We start from the raw sequence: 18,833 nt of genomic DNA, 5'->3' as shown, positions 1-18,833 counted from the left end.
CAAGGCTGCAATAAATGGTGTATGCGAGCATCATTGGGATGGGAGTAGGGTTACACCCCATGGCTTCACGCTTCGCTGCTGAATACTGTGCAGCCTATGACAACACTCGAAATCAAAGGCGACTGGAACATTATCAAAGGTAGCCTCAAACAGAAGTGGGCGAGGCTTACCGAAGACGATCTCCAGTTCATCGAAGGCCAGCAGGATGAGCTTCTAGGTCGCATCCAACGACGCACTGGTGAAAGCCGGGAAGCCGTTGAGACCGCCATCAAAGAGTATCGAGACGCCCTGAGCGCTGAAACCACCTTGAACAACTAAACTTCTGCACAATCCCCCAACACCCAAACTAACACCCCCATGAAATCAACATATCAACGTATCGCCCTCCTCCTCCTTGCCACCGTCATCACCGCTCTTGCAGGCACAAGTTGCCGAACCGTACGTGGTCTGGGCCAGGATGTGCAGCACGCCGGCAGCCATATTGAAGGTGCCGCGCGTCACTAAAAACATTGAGGCGTTGTTGTTTGGCCGAAATGGCCGGCAACAAATCACTGAAGACACGATGGTCGAAATACCGGGCGCGATGAACGTGGCCCGGCGCATGTCAATCGCTGTCGCCGCCTCCAACTATCACCGTGAACTCGGCCAGTCGTGGCGGAAACGCTGCGGCTGGCTGGGTTCTCAAACTCAACTCCGAAAGGGCCCCATCTTATGCTCATGAACATCGCCATCATCCTCATCGTACTGTGGATCCTCGGACTGGTGACCAGTTCCACCATGGGCGGCCTCATTCACGCTTTGCTCGTGATCGCCGTCATCATCATGCTCGTCCGCTTCATCCAGGGACGCCGCGTCCTCTGACCGTCTGATCCGCCCATGTCGGCGGCCTGACGCACTTTGATTCATTATGAAAACACTTCTCTCCTTCATGACCGCCGCGCTTTTATTCGGCATGGTCTCACCCTCTGCCCAAGCCCGCGATGCGGTCTCGGTGGACTTCTTTTACGACAATCTCGAACCTCACGGCGACTGGCGCGAGGTCGGCGGCTATGGCTACTGCTGGCAGCCACGCGATGTCGGTCCTGACTGGCGCCCCTACAGTGATGGACGCTGGGTTTACACCGACGCTGGCTGGACCTGGGACTCGAACGAGCCTTATGGTTGGGCCGTCTATCACTATGGCCGCTGGGTCGATGTGGGCCGCGTGGGCTGGGTCTGGGTGCCGGGCACGGAATGGGGACCAGGCTGGGTCTCATGGCGTCACAGCCCGCAGCACACCGGCTGGGCTCCTTTGCCACCTGAGGCACGTCTGCTTCTCGCCATCGGTCTGAGCAGTTGGGTGGATGACTATTATGACATCGGGCCAAGCCACTATCGCTTTGTCGAGAATCGCAACTTTGGCGCTCGCCGCCTGAACTCGGTCTTCATTGATCAGAGCAGGAATGTCTCGATCATCAACCAGACGACGAACATCACCAACATCACCTACGTGAACAATGTCGTTTATAATGGCGGCCCAGTTTACGACCAGCAACTGCGTCAGAGCCGTGAGCCGATCCAACGCTATCGACTGGACCGTCGTCAGGACTTCGATGGCAATTCGCGTCGGCAATCCCCCGAGAATCTTCGGTCACGGTTTGAAGGTGATTCCATGAGCGTGCTCGCCCTGCCATTCACTGGCAGAGCCGCTACTGCCCCGCGCCAGCTCGCCGAGCGCGTCGAGCGTGCGGAGGTCAATCACGGCTGGAGAAACGCCGGAACCCCTGACGAAATCGCGACCATGCGTGAGCGCATGAAGAGCAAAGAGAAGGCACCCGACCGGCTGCCACCACCGACCACCTTTGTCAAAGTCACCGATGAAGCCGCCGTGCGTGAAGAGCGCCGCCCTGATGAGCGGCCCACGATGCCAGGCGAGCGCCCTTCGAAGTCCAAAGGGAATAGTAATGACAAGCCAGGCCGTCCAGATATGCCGCCTTCAGCCACAGAGAAACCGACCCTTCCAGGTGATCGTCCACCGACACCTGCCGATGCCTCGAAAGGTAAAGGCGCGGATAAGAAAGGCCGTCCAAACATGCCGCCCTCAGCCACAGAGCCGACACGTCCAGGCGCACGTCCACCGATACCTACCGATGCCCCTAAAGACAAAGGAACAGACAAACCAATGCGGCCAGACATGCCGCCCGGATTTCCAGAGCGCTTGATCCGCCCAGGAGAGCGTCCACCTGCCGATGTCCCTAAAGGCAAAGGCGCTGACAGGCCAAGTCGTCCTGACATGCCTCCCACAGTCACAGAAAAACCGATGCGCCCGGGTGATCGCCCACCGACACCTGCAAATGCGCCCAAAGGTGACAAGCCAGACCGCCCAGCCATGCCGCTCACCACGACGGAGAAGCCGAATCGTGGTGGTAGGAATAAAGTGGAAACGCCGCAGTTGCCGCGCACCGAAAATCGTCCGCCAGCGGCAGCGGTGCCAAAAGCCCGAGAGCGCCTGCCTCAGATCATGCCGCCGAAACGGCGGCCTGCTCCCGATAGGCCGAAGGTGGAGATGCCCAAATTGCACCAGGGAAGCCAGTGCCCAGCCCCAAGCCACCGCAAGCAGCACCGTCACGACCTAGCAAAGAGCGTGGCAACTTGAAGCCAGACGACCGCAAAAAGAAGAAGGACGACTAACCTCAGCATCCAAATGATGAACCTACATTCATATCCGCAGGCTATCGGCTTCGGCTTTCTCGCACTCCTCTCCCCCGTGCTGACTCACGGTGCGGGGAAAGACACTTCCGGCGGCACTATCAGCGTCTATCTGGAGAACGACCTCTTTGCTGGCACCGACCGCTATTATACGAGCGGTTCCCAACTCGCCTGGAGTTCACCTAACTTGGAGAAGTTCAGCGACACGCCCTACGCCAGTCCGTTCCTTCCCTTGTTTGACCTGCTACCCTACATCAATGAGGCCGAGTATCAAAAGAACCTCGTCCTCTCGCTCGGGCAGAATATTTACACGCCCGACAACACCGAAACGTATGGCCTTCTCGAAGATGACCGCCCCTACGCGGGCTGGCTCTACATGGGCCTCGGCGTCGTGTGGAAAGATGCCACTGTGAGGAACTCGCTCGTCCTCAATCTCGGTGTCGTCGGCTCCTGGTCCTATGCCCAGGAGGCGCAGCGGCTCGTCCATGATGCGCGTGGCCTCGACCACCCGAATGGCTGGGACAATCAACTGCACAACGAACTCGGCGTGAACCTCGCCTACGAGCGCATCTGGCGCATGCCAAAGATCGCAAAACGCAGTGGGCTGGACTGGGAGTTCCTGCCTCACGCAGGTGCCGTTGTTGGCAATGTCAGCACCTATGCCAATCTCGGTGCCGAACTTCGTTTCGGCCTGAATTTACCAGATGATTTCGGCACCGGCGTTATCGGCCCCGCAGCCACCACTTCGACTCCTGTCGATGGCATGATGGGTGCAGATCGTGCTTGGTTTGATCTTGGGATGTATGCTTTTGCCCGAGTCGATGGCCGCGCCGTGGCGCGCAATATCTTCCTGGATGGCAACACCTTTGGCAGCGGCCCTTCCGTGGGTCACAACCCCTTCGTCGCTGATCTCAGTGTCGGCGTGGCCATGAACATCAAGAACACCAAGATCGCTTACGCCTTTGTCTATCGCTCGAAGGAGTTCGACAGCCAGCAGGAGGCGCAAATCTTCGGCACCGTCTCTATCAACTGGACCTTCTAAAAATCTCCCTATGAAACCACGCACCCTCATTGCAGCCGCACTCATCGTTGTCGGCATCCTCGCCTTTGTTTATCAAGGCATCACCTACACCACCACGGAGGACGCCATCGACATCGGACCTCTCAAAGTGACGACCCAGGAGACCCACACCATCCCCCTGCCGCCCATCGTCGGCGGCATCGCTCTCGTTGGCGGCATCATCATGCTGGCAGCAGGCGGAAAGTATGTCTGAGTTCAGTCCACACACCCAATCCACTCCATGAAAATCATCAGCTTCCAAGGCAACATCAGCCGCTTCCTCCTAGCCGTCTATCTCCTCGTCGTTGGCATTATTGGTGCCTTTGACATTAGCCTCGGCTCACTCGGAATCCTCGTCCCCATCCTGGCCATCGTCACTGGCATCTTCATGCTGATGGGCAAGTAGGGCGTATCAGGAGGCGACCTCTTCAACGACGAGCTTCTCGGCATTCACTCCGAGAGCGAAGAGCCCAGCGATCACGAAGGCGATGGCACAGAGCCAGACGCCTTCGTGATAGTCATGATTGCTGTCGTAGGCCCTCAGCACGGCGGTGAAAAGCAGCGGCATGAGGCCGGCTCCGATGTTACCCCACATGTTACCCCAGCCAAAGAGCTGGGCCTGATGCTTGCCGCTGATGTCCTGCATCGTAGTCCACATGGCTGGCAGGCCGATGTCAGCAAAGAAGGCCACGAGACCAAACGCAATGGCCATGCCCCAGGGAGAGTCAGTCCAAAGCGCGATGGGATAACAGGCAGCAGCGGCGAATTTAGTGATCGACATCGGCAACATGCGCCCGAGGCGTTTGCCATGACGACGAGTGATCGCATCCGTCAATGCACCGCCAAGTGGCAGAGCGAGAATGCCGATGGAAAGCGCGGCGGTGGTAATCCAGCCGGCCATCTGATCATTGAGATGCATCGCCTTTTTGAGGTAGTCGGACAACGACAGCACAAGGAAGGCCCAGCCGATATTGGTGAAGAACTGCACACCATTGGCCATCCACAGATTGCTGCTGCGCCAAGCAGCTCGAAGAGGGAAGCGTTTGGGCGGATCTTTCGAAGGTTGGAAGTCGCCACGACCATGAGCCAGCAAGGCGATCTCGCCTTCATTGCAGCCAGGATGCTGACGCGGATGTTCGCGGAAAACTCGCCAGAAGGCGAGGGCCACAAAGATGCCCGTAGTTCCGTAAAGCCAGCCAGCCCAACGCCAGTCTCCGGCTTCAAGGATCACATACGCGGTCAATCCAGGGGCCACTGCACCGCCGACACGTCCACCCCAGGAGATGACACTGCTGGCAAATCCCCTGCCCTCGATGTGCGCCCAGCGAGTGAGCAGACTGCTGCTGGCCGGGTAGTAGCCAGCTTCGGCGAGTCCGCAGAGCAGACGTGCGATGAAGAGTGTGGCAAAGCCGGTGGCAAAGCTGGTGGCTGCGGTGAAGAGCGACCACGCAGCGATGTAGAGGGTGATGAGCACGCGCGCACCGAAGCGATCACTCAGCCAGCCTGCGGGCACCTGGAAGAGCGCATAGGCCCAGAAGAAGGCCAGCTTAACCCAGTCAGATTCACCGGTGCCGAGCTGGATGTTCTTTTGAAACGAGTCCGAGCCGATGATGTTCGCCAGACAGATGCGGTCCAGATACATCAAAAAAGCCACCATGGTCGCGGTGGCGAGGATCTTGTGACGGACCTTGGTCGGTGATTCAGCGAGCATGATGGCGGATTAAAACGCCACTGGAGGAGAGATTCTCCCGCTCAATAAAGCAGCATGTGGATCTCTCGATCCGTGAGCTGGGAGGTGTCCTGCACGGCGAGGAGGTCACCCATGGTTTCGAGATTCTTCCATTCGGTCTCAAATTCAGGAACGAGGAAGTCGGCTTCGCTTAGGACAGCGTCTTGCGTCGCGGCAGGCTGAGCAGCCATCTGAACATCGGCTTGAGGCGCGAGTGTGAGGGAAATACCAGCGAGAGCGATGACGGCGGCGGCAGCCCAGGCGAGCGGAGCATGACCTAGTTCGCTCTCCTGCCACCAAGCCTTCAACGAAGCAAGCCAACCATGCTCCTGCGGGGTTTGACGAGCAGCGCGAACGACGTTTTGGACGAAATTGGGGCGCGGCTCGACCGGCTTGGTTTTGCCAAGCAGGTTCCAGAGCGGGTCGTTGGGCGTGAGCGGTTCCATGACGAGGACTTATAACCAGCCGGGGCGGTGAAAGTTTCGCCCGCTGGTGAAAAACTCAACCGGGAGGCCAGGCGAGGTCACGTCCGGCGAGGAGATGAACGTGCAAATGCGGCACGGTTTCCCCGGCATCTTTGCCGTGATTGATAACGAGCCGGAAGCCTTTGCTGCGATCTTTAATGCCGAGTTTGTCGGCGATCTTGCCTGCGGCGAGTAGGAGCGCGCCGAGCGTGGCTTGATCGTCCGCCGTGGCTTCGCCGACACGCGAGATGACCTCTTTCGGCACGATCAGGACATGGATGGGTGCCTGCGGATTGATGTCGTTGAAGGCGGCCACCAGTTCGTCTTCATAGACGAGGGGCGCAGGGATCTCGCGGTCGATGATTTTCTGGAAGATAGTTTTCTCAGACATGGCGGGTTACGGGAAAAGCTCTTCCTGCTCGTCGGTGATGGCGCGGCGGCGGTCGAGTGATTTGATCTCGTCGATGAACTCGCCGACGTCCTCGAACTGGCGGTAAACCGAGGCGTAGCGGACGTAGGCGACGTGGTCGATGGCCTCCAGCTTGCGCATGACTTTCGCGCCGATGACGGTGGAAGGGATCTCGCGATAGCCTTCTTCTTCGAGTTCGTTGGCGATGTCGTCAGCGCACTGTTCGAGCTGCTCCATCTTCACAGGGCGCTTTTCACAGGCTTTGCGCAGACCGGACATGAGCTTCTCGCGGTCGAAATTCTGGCGGGCACCGTTGCGCTTCACGACGCGGAGTTCCTCGCGCTCGACAATCTCGTAGGTGGTGAAGCGGAAGTTGCACCTCATGCATTCACGGCGGCGACGGATGGCATGGCCTTCCCGCGCCTCGCGTGAGTCGATCACTTTATCCTGGGAACTTCCGCACTTAGGGCAGCGCATGGTTGGTGTGGGGGGGTGGGAAAGGTGGCACCAGCCGCCGCGATGGCAAGAGCGGTGTGCTTTTCAGCCTACGTTCTGCGCTTTGGCGCGGCAGCCCGCGCAGATCTCATCGCCCTCGGCATTCACGCGAAACTCGAGCTTGGGGTCATCGACCTCGGTTTTCTTGCAAACGGTGCATTGATGAAAAAAGGCCGCGCCGGAGTTCGAGGCTGATTCGAAGGCAGCACGCTTCAGCCCGACCTTCGCCATGTGCTGGCGCTCCTTGATGAAGCCGGGGCCGAAGGTGATCAGGAAGTTCAAGTGAGCGAAAAGCACCGGCCAAAAAGCGGAGGGAGTGCCCATGACGAGCAACACCGTGAGTGCCACGTCGAGCCAGGCGATCCATTTGATCTTCACCGGGATGATGAAAAACATGAGGATCTCCTCATTGGGATAGATCACCGCAAAGGCGAGCAACAGGCTTTGGAAAAGGAACAAGCCCGTAGCTGTGTAGCCAAAGATCATGGAGCCGATAGCAACTGCCAGCATTCCACCAACGAAGTAAAGGGTGAGCCTGAACGGCCCCCAGGCTGCCTCCAGGCCCCGACCGAGCCACATGAGAAACATGGTGCCGATGATGGCGAATAGAAAATTATCGGTCCCAGGAATGAATATGTAGGTAAACAAGCGCCAGACCTGCCCATGAAGCACACTCGCAGTATCCAGTATGAGGAAATTGAGATAGGCAGCTTTACCCTCCGGCTGGAGCATTGTTAAAATGATGAAGGTCAGCAGTTGTAATCCAGCAATGAACTGGACCAGCCCAGGGATGGCAAAACGTCCGAAGCGGGATTCAAGTTTGTCGAGGAAACGCATGGGGGAGAGCAGCGCAGTCTGTGGACCGCTTTCCTGCCTGCGGCAAGACGTTCCATGCCGTGAACATGAACAACGCTTGAGACAAAGTGGTGAGGTGGCTTATCGTTGGACAGCAACCGCCACATGTCTGCACCGCTTTTCACCGTCTATACCCCGACTTACAACCGGGCTCACACGCTGCATCGCTGCTACGAGAGCCTGAAGGCGCAGACGTTTCGGGACTTTGAATGGCTGATCGTGGATGACGGCAGCACGGATGGCACGGCGGCGCTCATCGCCGGCTGGCAGGAGGAAGGACTGCTGCCGATCCGCTACGAGCCGCGTCCCCATGGCGGGGCACATCGAGTGCACAATCACTGCCTCGGAATCGCGCAGGGGCAGCTCTACATCAAACTCGACTCGGATGATGGCTGCGTGCCGCAGGCGCTGGAGCGGCTTCATTTCCACTGGCAAAGCATCCCCGAGAGTGAACGCGCTCATTTCTCCGGCGTGACAGGCCTTTGTCAGGATCAGGATGGCAAGCTCGTGGGCAATCGCTTCCCCGCCGAGCCACTCGACTGCACCGCCGCCGAACTGGAGTATGTGCATCGTGTGCATGGCGAGAAGTGGGGCTTTCTTCGACTCGATGTCCTGCGCCAGTTCCCCTTCCCTGACGATTGCGAGGGGAACTTCATCCCCGAGTCCTATGTCTGGTCGCAGGTCTCGCAGCGCTACAAAACGCGGCATGTGAACGAGCAACTGCGCATCTACTGGATGGACGCGCCATCGCTCGTGCATGGGCGCTCTGATCCGGCAACGAATGCGGACGGGCACCGGCGGATGTTTGGCATGGTGCTGAATCTGGAGGCGAAATACTTCACCACCGCCCCGCTGAAACTACTTCGCGTGGCGGTGCAGTTCACACGCTTCAGCCTGCATTGCCAGGCAGGACTCATGCAGCAGTGGAAAAGCCTGCACCCGGTCTTGCCGAGGCTGCTTTGGTTCATCGGCCTGCCGCTCGGCTGGGCGATGTATCTGCGGGATCGACTGCGGAAGTGATCACGGCATCCGGCCTTCCTCGACATCCATGAGATCGAAGAAGGTGACGATGTCCTCGCGATGACCAAGCCCAGCTTCGGCGCGTTGCTGGATCAGCCCCGCCGTCGCTTCATCGCGCCAGCCGCGCTTCTGCATGAAGCCGTTGAAGAGGCGAATGTGTTCGTCGTCGGGTTTGCGCCCGTTTTGGAAGCACCATTCGAGCACTTCCTCATCCGTGCCGCCTTCCAACACGCGGGCGGTGAGCGCGGCGAAACTGACGCCGAGCAGGGTGCAGATGCGATCATCAAACGTGCGGCTGCCGGGGATGAAGTCGAGATGGTAGCCCTCGGGCAGTTTGCCTTCGCGGGCCTGATAGCGGATTTTATCGACGATGCGGCCAAAGACGGTGATGCCGCCGACGGTGTCACGAGGGGAACGGAATGGGAAGGACATGGTGGTTTTTGATAAAGGTGATCGGCTCACAGGTCAACGCCACACGCCAGCTCCACGCAGCACCGTCTCATGCACGGCGATGTCGTGCGCCGCATCCCAGGCGAGTTTCTTTTCACCTCGCACGATCTTCGCGAGGTCTGTAAACTCGCCGATGTAGCGGTCCTTCGGCACATCGAGCGCAAAGGATTGTGTGCCTTTCTTGTAGCCGCCCTGGGCTTGGGTGAGTGAGAGGCTCACCTTGCCGGACTCCAGCGGGACGATTTCAAAAGTGCCCTTGGTGCCGGTGACGTTGAAGCGACGACGTGGTCCGCCAAAAGGATCGGCGTGATTGCAGCGGATGGCAGCTGTGGCCTTCGCGTATTCGAGCACAGCCATCTGGTTATCCTTCACACCATCGACTCCTGTCGGCGTTGAGAAGGCATGAACGGCCTTGGGCTTGCCGAGCAGCGTGACGACGGCATCGGTGACATGGCAGGCGAGCTCGAAGAAGCCGCCACCTGCCAGTTCGCCGAGCTTCGCACGCGTGCCTTTGTCAGCGAGCTTGCCCATGGCGGCATCGATCTCAGTGATCTCACCGAGCCAGCCTTCGCGGACAGCGCGGAAGAGCAGCTCAAAAGCCGGATTGTAGCGCAGCATGTAGCCCATCTGCACCGTGAGGCCACGCATCTCGGCTTCCAGACGCATGGCTTTGAATTCGTCGTGACCAAGCGCGCCCGGCTTGTCGAGATGGATATGTTTACCCGCCTGGAGGCAGCGCAAAGCCGTGGTGCAGGAGGCGGCGATATCTGTCTCGACGGCGATAGCTTTCACCTCGGTATTGCCGAGCAGTTCAGCCTCGCTCAGCGATGGCTGGCCACGATAGGTCGGCGTTTCAGCGGCACTATGGCGACGGGCTTCATCAGCCTCTACGAAGCCTACGACCTCCCAGAGATCCGGCAGTCCACGCATGGACGCCATCTTGCCACTTGCATGAGCATGGCTGGTGCCGATCTGGCCGATCTTCAGCCGAGGTGTGGCTGCTTGGGATTGAGAAGCAGCAAAGGCGGCGGTGGTCGTGAGAAAGTGTCGGCGGGTCATGATGGGCGTGCTTGCGGTCTTGGCGAAGCGCAGCAGTATCGTCAGCACATGCGTCTGTCTCTCATCTCTCGCTGGCTGACCTGGAGAAAAGCCATGCTGCTCTTCGTGATAGGTTTCTGGCTGACCGCCGCCGTCATCTGGGGCTGTGATGCGTGGGTGAAGCACAGCGCCGCGAGCCATTGCCATCACAAGGTGGAAGCCGTGCCGGTCACGCCTGTCGCGCTTGTTCTTGGCTGCTCACCGAAGGTCGCTGGCAGTCCCAATCTGTTCTTCGAGCATCGCATCGCTGCGGCCGTGGCGCTGTATCGCGCGGGCAAAGTGAAGGCATTCATCGTCAGCGGGGACAACGGCAGCCACGACTACGACGAACCCACGGCCATGAAGGAAACAATGGTCGCCCGAGGCGTGCCGGAGGCGGCGATCTACTGCGACTACGCTGGCTTTCGCACTCTTGATTCCGTGGTGCGTGCTCAGAGCATCTTCGGCCAGACACGCTTCATCATCGTCTCCCAGCATTTTCACAATGAGCGGGCCATCTTCCTGGCTCGTCGGCACGGGCTGGATGCTGAAGGGTTCGACGCCGCCGATGTCTCACGCAGCATCGCTCCCACGACCTATCTTCGGGAGTATCTAGCGCGGGTGCAGGCGGTGCTGGATGTGACGTTGCTGCAAACCCGTCCGAAGTTTGACGGGCCGCCAGTGGTGATCACCCAGAAATGAAACGGCCTGGAAGCTGTTGCGCCTCCAGGCCGAATCACAGACTCGAAAAGCTTATGCTACAAATTAGAACTCCTCACCACCAACGGTGAAGGTGACGTTACCGATACGGGCTTTGGCCATGGCGTTGAGCACATCAATGACGCGCTCGTAGCGAGCCTGCTCTTCAGCCTGGATGGTAACCATGACCTTGGCGTTACGGCTATCAGCCTCCTGCTTGAGGCGCATCAGTGTGGCGGTAAAGTTGGGCAGAGATTTGTTCTCTGGTGTATCGAATTCTTCCTCGTTGAGCGTGACGATGTTTGTCTCCTCGACGGTGACGATGATTTCATCGGGCGGAGTGTCCTCATTGCTGAGGGCTGGCGTACCGATGCCGGGGAGCTGCGTCTTGAGTTCGCGCTCCACCTTGACTGCGCCAGCCATGACCATGAAAAAGAGCATGATTACGAAGACCACGTCAATCATGGGTGCAATCTGGAAGCCCATGACGAGATTGTCAGTTTCGATGGTGCGATGCTTTGAGCCGTGTCCGTGGGCCATGATAGATCAGTTGTCCTGGTTGAGGGCTGAGAAGGAGATGTCATCAATGCCCGACTGGGCAATCAAGGCCATGACCTTCTGAATTTCCACCGCTGGAGTATCGCGATCTCCACGAATGACGACGCGGTAGGTCGGATTGTTGTTTTTACGCTCGGTGAGGGTGCTCACGATCTCCTCGTTTGGAAGTTCGCGATCATCGAGCTTGATCTTGGATTCCTGCTTGCCCGAGAGCCAGCGGATGTTGATGGCGGCTTCGAACATGGCGTTCTTGTCCTCCTTCTTTTTCGCGTCAGCAGCGACAGGGAGTTTGATATCCTTGTCGATACGAAGCACCTGCGCCGAGGTGATGCTCATGAAGAAAATGAGCAACACCAACAGCACGTCAATCATCGGAGCGATCTGGAACTCTGGTTCGCCGTCGCCGCCTCCGCCTCCTCCGCCCATAGTGGTATCAGGTTAAAGTTGGTGTTACAGTTCAATGCTAATCAGGCAGCGACAGCCACAGGCTCGCCACCGACCCAGTTCGGGATGGCTGCGTAGAACTCTTCTTCGCCCACGTGTGCATCTTTGAGATGGCTGTAAGGCATCTTGCGGAAGAGAGCAGCGATGACGTCCTGAAGTCCGGTCATGGCGGACTGGAGGCGGTTGCGCAGGAAGTAGAAGAACATGAAGGCCGGCACGGCAATGAAGAGGCCAGACGCGGTGGCGATGAGCACCTCACCGATAGCACCGGAGAGTTTGGATGGATCACCCACGCCGCTGGTGCCGAGAGTGGCGAAAGCGCTCATCATCCCTGTCACGGTGCCCGTCAGACCGATCATCGGCGTGCAAACCCCGATCACGGAAAGGTAATTGATGCGGGTGGTGATGGTGGAGTTCACTTTGTTCAACTCGGTGAACAGAGCGTTATCGACCGCCTCCTCTCCATCGCCGACGAAACTGAGAGCAACGCGGGACACATCACTAAAGGGGGATGGATTGTTTTTGGCGAACTGATAGGCACCGACATAGTCGCCGGCACGGAAGAGATCCTGAATCTGAGCCACGGCGGCAGGAGGAGCCATCTTTTTGAGGCTGGTGCGCATCCAGAGATCCACGGTGAGCCAGATGAGAGCGATGGAGCAAGCTGTGATGGGATACATGACCCAGCCACCTTCATGGAAACGATCCATGAGCGTATGCTCGATCTTGGTCGGTGCCTCTGTACCAGCAGCAGGAGCTGGCTCCTGGGCGTGGACAGGGGCAAAGACGGCGAGATTGCCGAAGAGCATCAGAGCGCAGGCCGCGGCGCGGACGAGGGACTGGGTCAGGGAGGCAGGGGTGCGGAGGTGCATGGTGGCTAGGGTATGATGACGGTTAGATTGGGATGTGTTTGGGGGAAAGACTGAAACAAGAAATTATTTAGCAGGGGCGGTCGTCGCTTCGGCAGGCTTGGCGGCCTCGCCTTCCTTGGCTGCGCCATCTTTGCCTGCCTCGGTTTCGGGCTCATTCTTCATGCCATTGATTTTGGCGAGTTCTTTGGAAGCAAGATCGGCCACAGCAGAGCCGGGGTAAGATTCATTGAGGCGTTTGAAAACGGCTTGGGCATCTTCATAACGCTTCATTTTGGCCAGCATCTGACCAGCCTTCAGTTCTGCATCAGGCACGCGCTGAAGTTGTGTGCCGTAAAAGACGGGGATTCGGAGATAAGCCATGAGCGCTTTTTCCCATTCCTTCTGACGTGCGTGAATGTCAGCGATCATCGCCCAGATAGCTGCTCCAACGCTTGAGTCGTCTGTTTCGCTGAGAATGCTGTCAGCCTCGGCAAGAATCGAGGTGAACTCTGAGGAGGTCTGACGATCAATATCGAGCTGAATGATGCGAAGCTGCATCTTCTGGCTCTCAGTCAGCCTGAGGATTTTAAGCTGAGGGATGAGTTTGACAGTCTCCTCAAACTTACCGGCTTGGCTGAGCAGCTCGACATAAGTGAAGAAGACTTCCGTATAGGGAGATCCAGGCAGGGTTTCAAAAGCGCCAAAGAATGTTTTGGCCTTGGCGAGGATAGCGAGTGATTCCTCGGCCTTGCCCTGAGACATCAGGCCACGAGCCTCTGCAATTTCAGTAACTTCAGGCCAATCAAGCGACCCGACGTTTTGAATCGGGAGCTGAGTCGTGGCAGTCTTATCGTCACCGAGAAGAATGGTGCGAATGATCTTACCATCTTTGATGGTGAACTCGGAAGAGGGAATGCGACTGCCGTCTTTAAGAATGAGGAACTGACCGTGCGCTGCGCCTGCCATGAGGCAAACGAGTGCGATGAGACTGGGAAGGATGCGTGACATCGGACGGAGGAAAAGAACAGATTACAGTTTGCTAAGCTCCTGCTGGGCTTCCTTCATCTCAGGGAGAGTCTGGAGATCCTGGCGCTTGGTCATTTCAACAAGGAGAATCTTGGCCGCCTCGCGGTCCGAGTTTGGACGATCAGGCAACTCCTGAGGGCGGTTGAACTTCACAAAAGCACGAGCGCACTGGACATAGGCCCTCGCCATAATGGGTTTCCATTTCTGATGGGCGATGAAAACGCGCTGGAAGAAGGGTATGGCCTCGCCCCACTTTTGCTGGTCGTAAAGCATCTCACCCTGCATGAGCAGAGCTTCAGCATGGGCCTCTCCACGCCATTCCTTGGTATTGAGGATGTTCTCGTAGATCTTCTTGGCGTCGTCGTATTTTTTGAGTTTGTAAAGACTCCTGGCTTCACCACGGGTGGCATCGAGGAGGCGGGAACTGCCCTCGTATTCCACCATGGCCTTGCGGAAGAGTTCGAGCGCTTTGTCATACTCCTTCTTTTCAAAAGCGATTTCAGCGAGACCCACGGCGGCGCCGTCGGCATACTCAGTGTCTTTGAAGAACTCGTTGAGGCGATTGTAGCAGGCTGTGGCCTTGTCGAGATCCCCCTTCTTGCGAGCATTATCACCGACGGTGGCAAGCAACATCGGGCTGAGATCCTCGGCTTTAGCAACTTCGATGATGATCGTGAAGAGTTTCTCGGATTTCTCGGGCTCACGCATGGTCTTGGCGAGCCAGGCTTTGGCAAAAAGGATGCGCATCTGAGCGGTACCATTCATGGCAGCCTCAGGCGGTGTGAGCAGAGTTTCGAGCTGCTTTTCGACTTCCTCAAAGGTGACAACAGGAGCCGCAGGCACTGGTGCCGGAGTGGGAGCAGGAGCAGCGGCTCCATCAGCTGGTTTTGCACCATCTGCGGCGGGTGCAGGTGCGGCTGGAGCAGCGGTGGGGCGAGCACGGCGCTTCGGCGCCATCAGGGAAACGAGCTGCTGGATGAGTCCTTCGACCTGTTCGTTGGCAGGATTGGGAATCTTGGGTTTGATTGCCGTAGCGAGCAGGTTCCTGGCTTCGTCTTGCTTGTTTTCCTTCACGCGAGCGCGGGAAATCCAAAGGACTGCCTTGAGTTCCTGTTCCTCGTTGTCCTTGTGGGTCTTGAGATATTTGTCCCACATGTCCCCGAGTTCCTTCCACTTGCCCATGGAGGCGTAGAGGTCGGTCGCTTGGTCCATGGCGTAGCTCAGCACGTCATCCGATTTGGCCTTGTCCACAGCCTGGGCGAAATTATCCAAAGCCTTTTCATAATCCTGCTTCTGATTGTATCCGTCGCCGAGGAGCGCATAGACCTGACCGATGTTCTGATCGTTCGGCGCATCTGTGACGATGCTCTCCAGATCCTTCATAGCGTCATCCGTCTCGCGGGCTTGGAACTTGATGAAAGCCAGACGGTAGCGGGCATCAATGACGTATTGACCCTTCGGGTTCTCTTTAAGGTAAGCCTTGATCGCTTTGGAAACGTTGACGGAGTCGTTCTGGTAGAAGTAGCTCAGTGCCACACGATACATGGCATCGTCCTTATAGGCGGACTGGGGGAACTCATTGACTAGGAGTTCGAAGGTCGTGCGGGCATCATCGAAACGCTGCATTTCAAAAAGCACATTGCCGCGAAGGAAGCGGAGACGCTCCTTCTCAGCCTTGGGAAAGCCCTCGGCCTTGTTAAAGGCATCAACAGCTTCACTGAGTTGGCCGTTCTCATAGGCGAGCATCCCGAACATTTCGGAGACCGTGCCCAAATCGGCACCATCCGGGAAGTCGGAGATGTACTTCTCACAAAGTTTCCGAGCGGCGCTCACGCGTTTGAGCTGGGCATTGGCGATGATCATGCCGAACATGCAGCGGTCACGCTGGGCGAATTCCTTGTAGTCTTTGACGATGACATCAAAGGCCAGGATGGACTCCCAGAGACGATTCATCTCAAAGTAGCAGCGGCCAAGACGGTAGTAGAGAGAGGCGTCGTAATCGGAACGCTTCTCCAACTCTTCCAGCAGGGAGTTATTCGTCTTCAGCTTCTCTTCCAACTCCTCTTTCGTACCACGAATCGGCCCTTTCCCAGGGGTCTTGAGGCTTTCTTCGATCTTGGCGATCACCTCTTTCTGAATGCGGCTGATCTCGCTCTTGCGGCGGACGAGCTGGTAGGCTCCGAGTGCTTCGCGGAAGCTCTTCTTTTCGAGCATCTGGTCACCGAGCTTCAGATAGATGTTATTCATGTGGGCGACATTGTCACCACCCGTGGCGAAGCCTTTGACCTTCTCCATGAGTTCACCGGCTTTATCCAGCTCACCCTTGGCCACATACAGATCAGCACACATCATGGCGGCCTGGATACCTTCGGCACTGCGGGTGCCATCAGCGAGCACGGAGTTCAGAATGGCGATGGCGTCATCAGCCTTGCCCTGTTTTTTTAATGCCTCAGCCACGAAGAGACCCGCTTCAGCCTTCATGGCTGGCGCGCTGGTGACGAGACCTTTGAGAACTTCGATGCCTTTGTCCGGCTCACCCTTGTTAATATAGCTGCGACCAAGGGCCATGCGGACAGGATTAATGTAATCACCATCGGCAAAGCTGGCCTGGTATGCCTCAAGCGCCGTGATGGCGTTCGGGTAGTCGTTCAGATTGAAATAGGAGGCACCTTTGACAAACAGCACCTGCGGGAATGGTTTGCCGCTGAGGTTCTTCTCCACTTCGGCAATCTTGGAGAGTGCCTCCTGATACTTACCTTCCTGGAAAAGCGCCAGCCCTGCATTCATCAGCGCCTCGGTTTCCTGCTGGATATTCAATGCACCACTTGGGGCGGCGGCGGGGGCTCCTGGAGCTGCAGGAGCAGCTGGAGCCGGTGGCGGAGCCTGTCCCAGGACCGAGATGGACCCGGAAACTAGAATCAATGCAGCGCAGAAGGAATGACGCATGACAAACATGGGGAGATAAACGGTGCTAAACGACAGACCACAATCACCTATCATCTGCCACAATTGCGATTCGCGATGGGCTGTCCTGAGTCATCATGGTGGGTGTGGGAGGCAAAAAAGTGGTCGGTTTTTTTGGAAATGGGCCACGAGCCTAGCAGGCAGCACTTTTTTGTCACCAACGGAATCTTTATGGATGAAAATTTTCATGCTCGCCTTTTGCAAGCAGTTCAAAGCCGCGCTTTCACAGCCTTCATCGCTTGGAGTGTGGCCTCAGTTTTTTCTGTCGCAGGCAGCGCCTCAATGACAGCGCCGGATTGCTCTGCTCGAAATGCATCCCTGATCTGGCGAAGCACATCCTCGCCGACTCCCCCCAGCACGATGATCTGCATCACACGTTCTGAGCGCCCAAACATCGCCGCGCCGAGCCGCGCCACACCCGACTGGCCGCTGGCATCCATCACGCCTAAAGGGACGGCAGCAAAGCGCACCGTACTCTCACGCCGTTCACCCGTCATCGCATGACCAAGCGCCATCATCCCTGCGAGAGCCTGCACCTCAGCTTCCGTGCGGGCCAAATCACCGTAAGGCACAAGCACCAGCCTCACCTCCTGCCAGCGCGGCTTGCCCGTGATCTCCACCTCCACATTCGAGACCTCCAGACTGCCGTGAAAAAAACGGTCCCGCCGTGGATCGTAGCCCATGTTCTCTGCACTCATCGAGGAGTCCACGAAGCTGGCGACCGCCGCCAGACGCTCCTGCCCCTCAGGCTGCATTACCTCACGCAAAATGCTCGTGTACCGGTCCAGCGCCTGCACCGTCATCTCCCGCCGCAGGGCCGTCGCATAGCCGTAGCTGCGCTCCTCGACTTGCGTCCGTTTCCACCACCAGATGCCAAAGGAGGCGATGCTGGTGATCACCAGACCCAATGGAAACATAATGAGCGCGAAGCGGATAAAGCGGCCGGGAGAAGACATGAGGGGATAAAGTAACGTCCGCAGCAGTAGGCCGAGCACAGCATTCGTGCACGACTTTTCACATCCACCTCCCTTCCCGACGAAAGCCGAAACACGAGAAGCTCAAACTCCGCCCTTGCACCCCAGCGCCCTCCGCGCCATCTCAAACGAACCCGCCCGACACCACCTTGGCCGCCACCGAGAAATCACGCACACTCGTTGCCATTCCTGCCCGCTGGGGATCGACCCGATTCCCTGGCAAGATGCTCCACCTCATCGCCGGCAAGCCGCTCGTCCAGCACGTCTGGGAGCGTTGCCAGCAATGCCGTGCCGTGGATGACATCGTCATCGCCACAGATGACCAGCGCATCGTCGAGGCCGCCGCCGACTTCGGTGCCAAAGCCGTCCTCACCTCCCTCGACCACCCCAGCGGCACCGACCGCATCGCCGAGGCCGCCCAGGCCTTCCCCGATTACGGCACCATCATCAATGTCCAGGGCGATGAACCCCTCATCTCCCCTGCCCTCATCGACCAGCTCGCCCTTGCTTTGCAGCGCGATGCCAGCATCCGCATGATCACCGCCGCCGCGCCGATTCATGACACGGCCCTGGTCGCCGACCCCAATGTCGTCAAAGTCGTCTTCGATGTGAATGGCGACTCGCTCTACTTCTCCCGCTCTCCCCTGCCCTTCGTGCGCAATGCCAGCGCGCACACCCAGCACTTCCGCCACCTCGGCCTCTACGGCTTCCAGCGCGACTTCCTCTTCAGGTTCGTCGCCTGGCCGCCCTCGCGGCTTGAGCAGACCGAGTCCCTGGAGCAACTCCGTGCCCTTGAAAACGGCACCCGCCTCCGCGTCATCCTCACTGAAGACCTCTCTCCCGGAGTCGATACCCGCGAGCAGGCCGACGCCATCGAGCGCCAGCTTTCCACCACCCCCTGACCCTACCTCCCCCACACGTGCCCACCCCTCCTACTTCCAAGCCTATGAAATACATCTTTGTCACCGGCGGCGTCGTCAGCTCATTGGGAAAAGGTCTCGCTGCATCCTCCCTCGCCACCCTTCTCGAACTCCGCGGCCTGAAGGTCATCATGCAGAAGTTCGACCCGT

At 58.0% G+C, this 18,833-nt stretch carries 24 protein-coding genes; 11 read left to right on the top strand and 13 right to left on the bottom strand.

What is annotated here, in order from left to right:
• The first annotated feature begins 96 nt into the window (after positions 1–96).
• The 7 genes from AC6FTP_RS02750 to AC6FTP_RS02720 all read left to right on the top strand — a co-directional run bounded on the left by AC6FTP_RS02750 (position 97) and on the right by AC6FTP_RS02720 (position 4,154).
• Positions 97–318 (top strand): CsbD family protein, encoded by a 222-nt coding sequence (locus AC6FTP_RS02750; RefSeq protein ID WP_497205367.1) that lies wholly within the window; start codon positions 97–99, stop codon positions 316–318.
• A gap of 39 nt (positions 319–357) precedes the next feature.
• Entirely contained in the window at positions 358–504 is a 147-nt protein-coding gene (locus AC6FTP_RS02745) for an entericidin A/B family lipoprotein (RefSeq protein WP_497205366.1), read from the top strand.
• 207 nt (positions 505–711) lie between these two features.
• On the top strand, positions 712–861 hold the full coding sequence (locus AC6FTP_RS02740) for a lmo0937 family membrane protein (RefSeq protein WP_497203639.1): 150 nt from the start codon (positions 712–714) through the stop codon (positions 859–861).
• A 46-nt stretch (positions 862–907) separates the two neighbouring features.
• Positions 908–2,635: a DUF6600 domain-containing protein gene (locus tag AC6FTP_RS02735; RefSeq protein WP_497205365.1), complete on the top strand. Its 1,728-nt coding sequence runs from the start codon at positions 908–910 to the stop codon at positions 2,633–2,635.
• Positions 2,636–2,683: 48 nt separating this feature from the next.
• Entirely contained in the window at positions 2,684–3,730 is a 1,047-nt protein-coding gene (locus AC6FTP_RS02730) for a lipid A deacylase LpxR family protein (protein ID WP_497205364.1), read from the top strand.
• 10 nt (positions 3,731–3,740) lie between these two features.
• Complete coding sequence (locus AC6FTP_RS02725) at positions 3,741–3,962, top strand: DUF3185 domain-containing protein (RefSeq protein WP_497203636.1); 222 nt, start codon at positions 3,741–3,743, stop codon at positions 3,960–3,962.
• 27 nt (positions 3,963–3,989) lie between these two features.
• Positions 3,990–4,154: a hypothetical protein gene (locus AC6FTP_RS02720; protein ID WP_497203635.1), complete on the top strand. Its 165-nt coding sequence runs from the start codon at positions 3,990–3,992 to the stop codon at positions 4,152–4,154.
• A gap of 6 nt (positions 4,155–4,160) precedes the next feature.
• Here AC6FTP_RS02720 and AC6FTP_RS02715 read toward each other — a convergent pair whose 3' ends face one another.
• From AC6FTP_RS02715 to AC6FTP_RS02695, 5 genes are all read right to left on the bottom strand, one after another.
• The gene (locus AC6FTP_RS02715; RefSeq protein ID WP_497205363.1) at positions 4,161–5,459 is read right to left on the bottom strand and encodes an MFS transporter; all 1,299 of its coding nucleotides are present in this window, start codon (positions 5,457–5,459) and stop codon (positions 4,161–4,163) included.
• 41 nt (positions 5,460–5,500) lie between these two features.
• Positions 5,501–5,923: a hypothetical protein gene (locus AC6FTP_RS02710; protein WP_497205362.1), complete on the bottom strand. Its 423-nt coding sequence runs from the start codon at positions 5,921–5,923 to the stop codon at positions 5,501–5,503.
• 55 nt (positions 5,924–5,978) lie between these two features.
• Positions 5,979–6,332 (bottom strand): histidine triad nucleotide-binding protein, encoded by a 354-nt coding sequence (locus AC6FTP_RS02705; RefSeq protein ID WP_497205361.1) that lies wholly within the window; start codon positions 6,330–6,332, stop codon positions 5,979–5,981.
• A 6-nt stretch (positions 6,333–6,338) separates the two neighbouring features.
• Positions 6,339–6,827 (bottom strand): transcriptional regulator NrdR, encoded by a 489-nt coding sequence (gene nrdR, locus AC6FTP_RS02700; protein ID WP_497205360.1) that lies wholly within the window; start codon positions 6,825–6,827, stop codon positions 6,339–6,341.
• A gap of 63 nt (positions 6,828–6,890) precedes the next feature.
• Positions 6,891–7,682 (bottom strand): DUF1751 domain-containing protein, encoded by a 792-nt coding sequence (locus tag AC6FTP_RS02695; protein ID WP_497205359.1) that lies wholly within the window; start codon positions 7,680–7,682, stop codon positions 6,891–6,893.
• Between the two features lie 123 nt (positions 7,683–7,805).
• Here AC6FTP_RS02695 and AC6FTP_RS02690 point away from each other — a divergent pair, with 123 nt between their 5' ends.
• Positions 7,806–8,720, top strand: a complete 915-nt coding sequence (locus tag AC6FTP_RS02690) for a glycosyltransferase family 2 protein (protein ID WP_497205358.1) — start codon at positions 7,806–7,808, stop codon at positions 8,718–8,720.
• Here the strand turns inward: AC6FTP_RS02690 and AC6FTP_RS02685 are convergent, their stop codons facing one another.
• The gene (locus AC6FTP_RS02685) at positions 8,721–9,152 is read right to left on the bottom strand and encodes a DUF5069 domain-containing protein (protein WP_497205357.1); all 432 of its coding nucleotides are present in this window, start codon (positions 9,150–9,152) and stop codon (positions 8,721–8,723) included.
• Positions 9,153–9,185: 33 nt separating this feature from the next.
• Positions 9,186–10,229 carry a Gfo/Idh/MocA family protein gene (locus AC6FTP_RS02680; protein ID WP_497205356.1) on the bottom strand — a complete coding sequence of 348 codons (1,044 nt, stop codon included), beginning with the start codon at positions 10,227–10,229 and terminating at the stop codon, positions 9,186–9,188.
• Between the two features lie 48 nt (positions 10,230–10,277).
• On the opposite strand from AC6FTP_RS02680, the gene AC6FTP_RS02675 reads away from it, so the two are divergent.
• On the top strand, positions 10,278–10,949 hold the full coding sequence (locus AC6FTP_RS02675) for a SanA/YdcF family protein (RefSeq protein ID WP_497205355.1): 672 nt from the start codon (positions 10,278–10,280) through the stop codon (positions 10,947–10,949).
• A gap of 63 nt (positions 10,950–11,012) precedes the next feature.
• Here AC6FTP_RS02675 and AC6FTP_RS02670 read toward each other — a convergent pair whose 3' ends face one another.
• The 6 genes from AC6FTP_RS02670 to AC6FTP_RS02645 form a co-directional block, all read right to left on the bottom strand.
• On the bottom strand, positions 11,013–11,486 hold the full coding sequence (locus AC6FTP_RS02670; protein WP_497205354.1) for an ExbD/TolR family protein: 474 nt from the start codon (positions 11,484–11,486) through the stop codon (positions 11,013–11,015).
• 6 nt (positions 11,487–11,492) lie between these two features.
• Positions 11,493–11,930: an ExbD/TolR family protein gene (locus AC6FTP_RS02665; RefSeq protein ID WP_497205353.1), complete on the bottom strand. Its 438-nt coding sequence runs from the start codon at positions 11,928–11,930 to the stop codon at positions 11,493–11,495.
• A gap of 41 nt (positions 11,931–11,971) precedes the next feature.
• Positions 11,972–12,820, bottom strand: a complete 849-nt coding sequence (locus AC6FTP_RS02660; RefSeq protein ID WP_497205352.1) for a MotA/TolQ/ExbB proton channel family protein — start codon at positions 12,818–12,820, stop codon at positions 11,972–11,974.
• Positions 12,821–12,883: 63 nt separating this feature from the next.
• Positions 12,884–13,807 carry a tetratricopeptide repeat protein gene (locus tag AC6FTP_RS02655; RefSeq protein WP_497205351.1) on the bottom strand — a complete coding sequence of 308 codons (924 nt, stop codon included), beginning with the start codon at positions 13,805–13,807 and terminating at the stop codon, positions 12,884–12,886.
• 21 nt (positions 13,808–13,828) lie between these two features.
• Positions 13,829–16,771, bottom strand: coding sequence for a tetratricopeptide repeat protein (locus AC6FTP_RS02650; RefSeq protein ID WP_497205350.1), 2,943 nt, complete (start codon positions 16,769–16,771; stop codon positions 13,829–13,831).
• Between the two features lie 227 nt (positions 16,772–16,998).
• Positions 16,999–17,745 (bottom strand): hypothetical protein, encoded by a 747-nt coding sequence (locus AC6FTP_RS02645; RefSeq protein ID WP_497205349.1) that lies wholly within the window; start codon positions 17,743–17,745, stop codon positions 16,999–17,001.
• A 167-nt stretch (positions 17,746–17,912) separates the two neighbouring features.
• Here AC6FTP_RS02645 and kdsB point away from each other — a divergent pair, with 167 nt between their 5' ends.
• Positions 17,913–18,665, top strand: a complete 753-nt coding sequence (gene kdsB, locus AC6FTP_RS02640) for a 3-deoxy-manno-octulosonate cytidylyltransferase (RefSeq protein WP_497205348.1) — start codon at positions 17,913–17,915, stop codon at positions 18,663–18,665.
• 44 nt (positions 18,666–18,709) lie between these two features.
• Positions 18,710–18,833: hypothetical protein (locus tag AC6FTP_RS02635; protein ID WP_497205422.1), on the top strand; the 124-nt coding region annotated here is incomplete at its 3' end.

Source organism: Prosthecobacter sp. (assembly GCF_044378005.1).
Classification (GTDB): Bacteria; Verrucomicrobiota; Verrucomicrobiia; order Verrucomicrobiales; family Verrucomicrobiaceae; genus Prosthecobacter.
The sequence above is the reverse complement of the archived record's forward strand: the minus strand, read 5'-3'. Positions and strand labels throughout refer to the sequence as shown.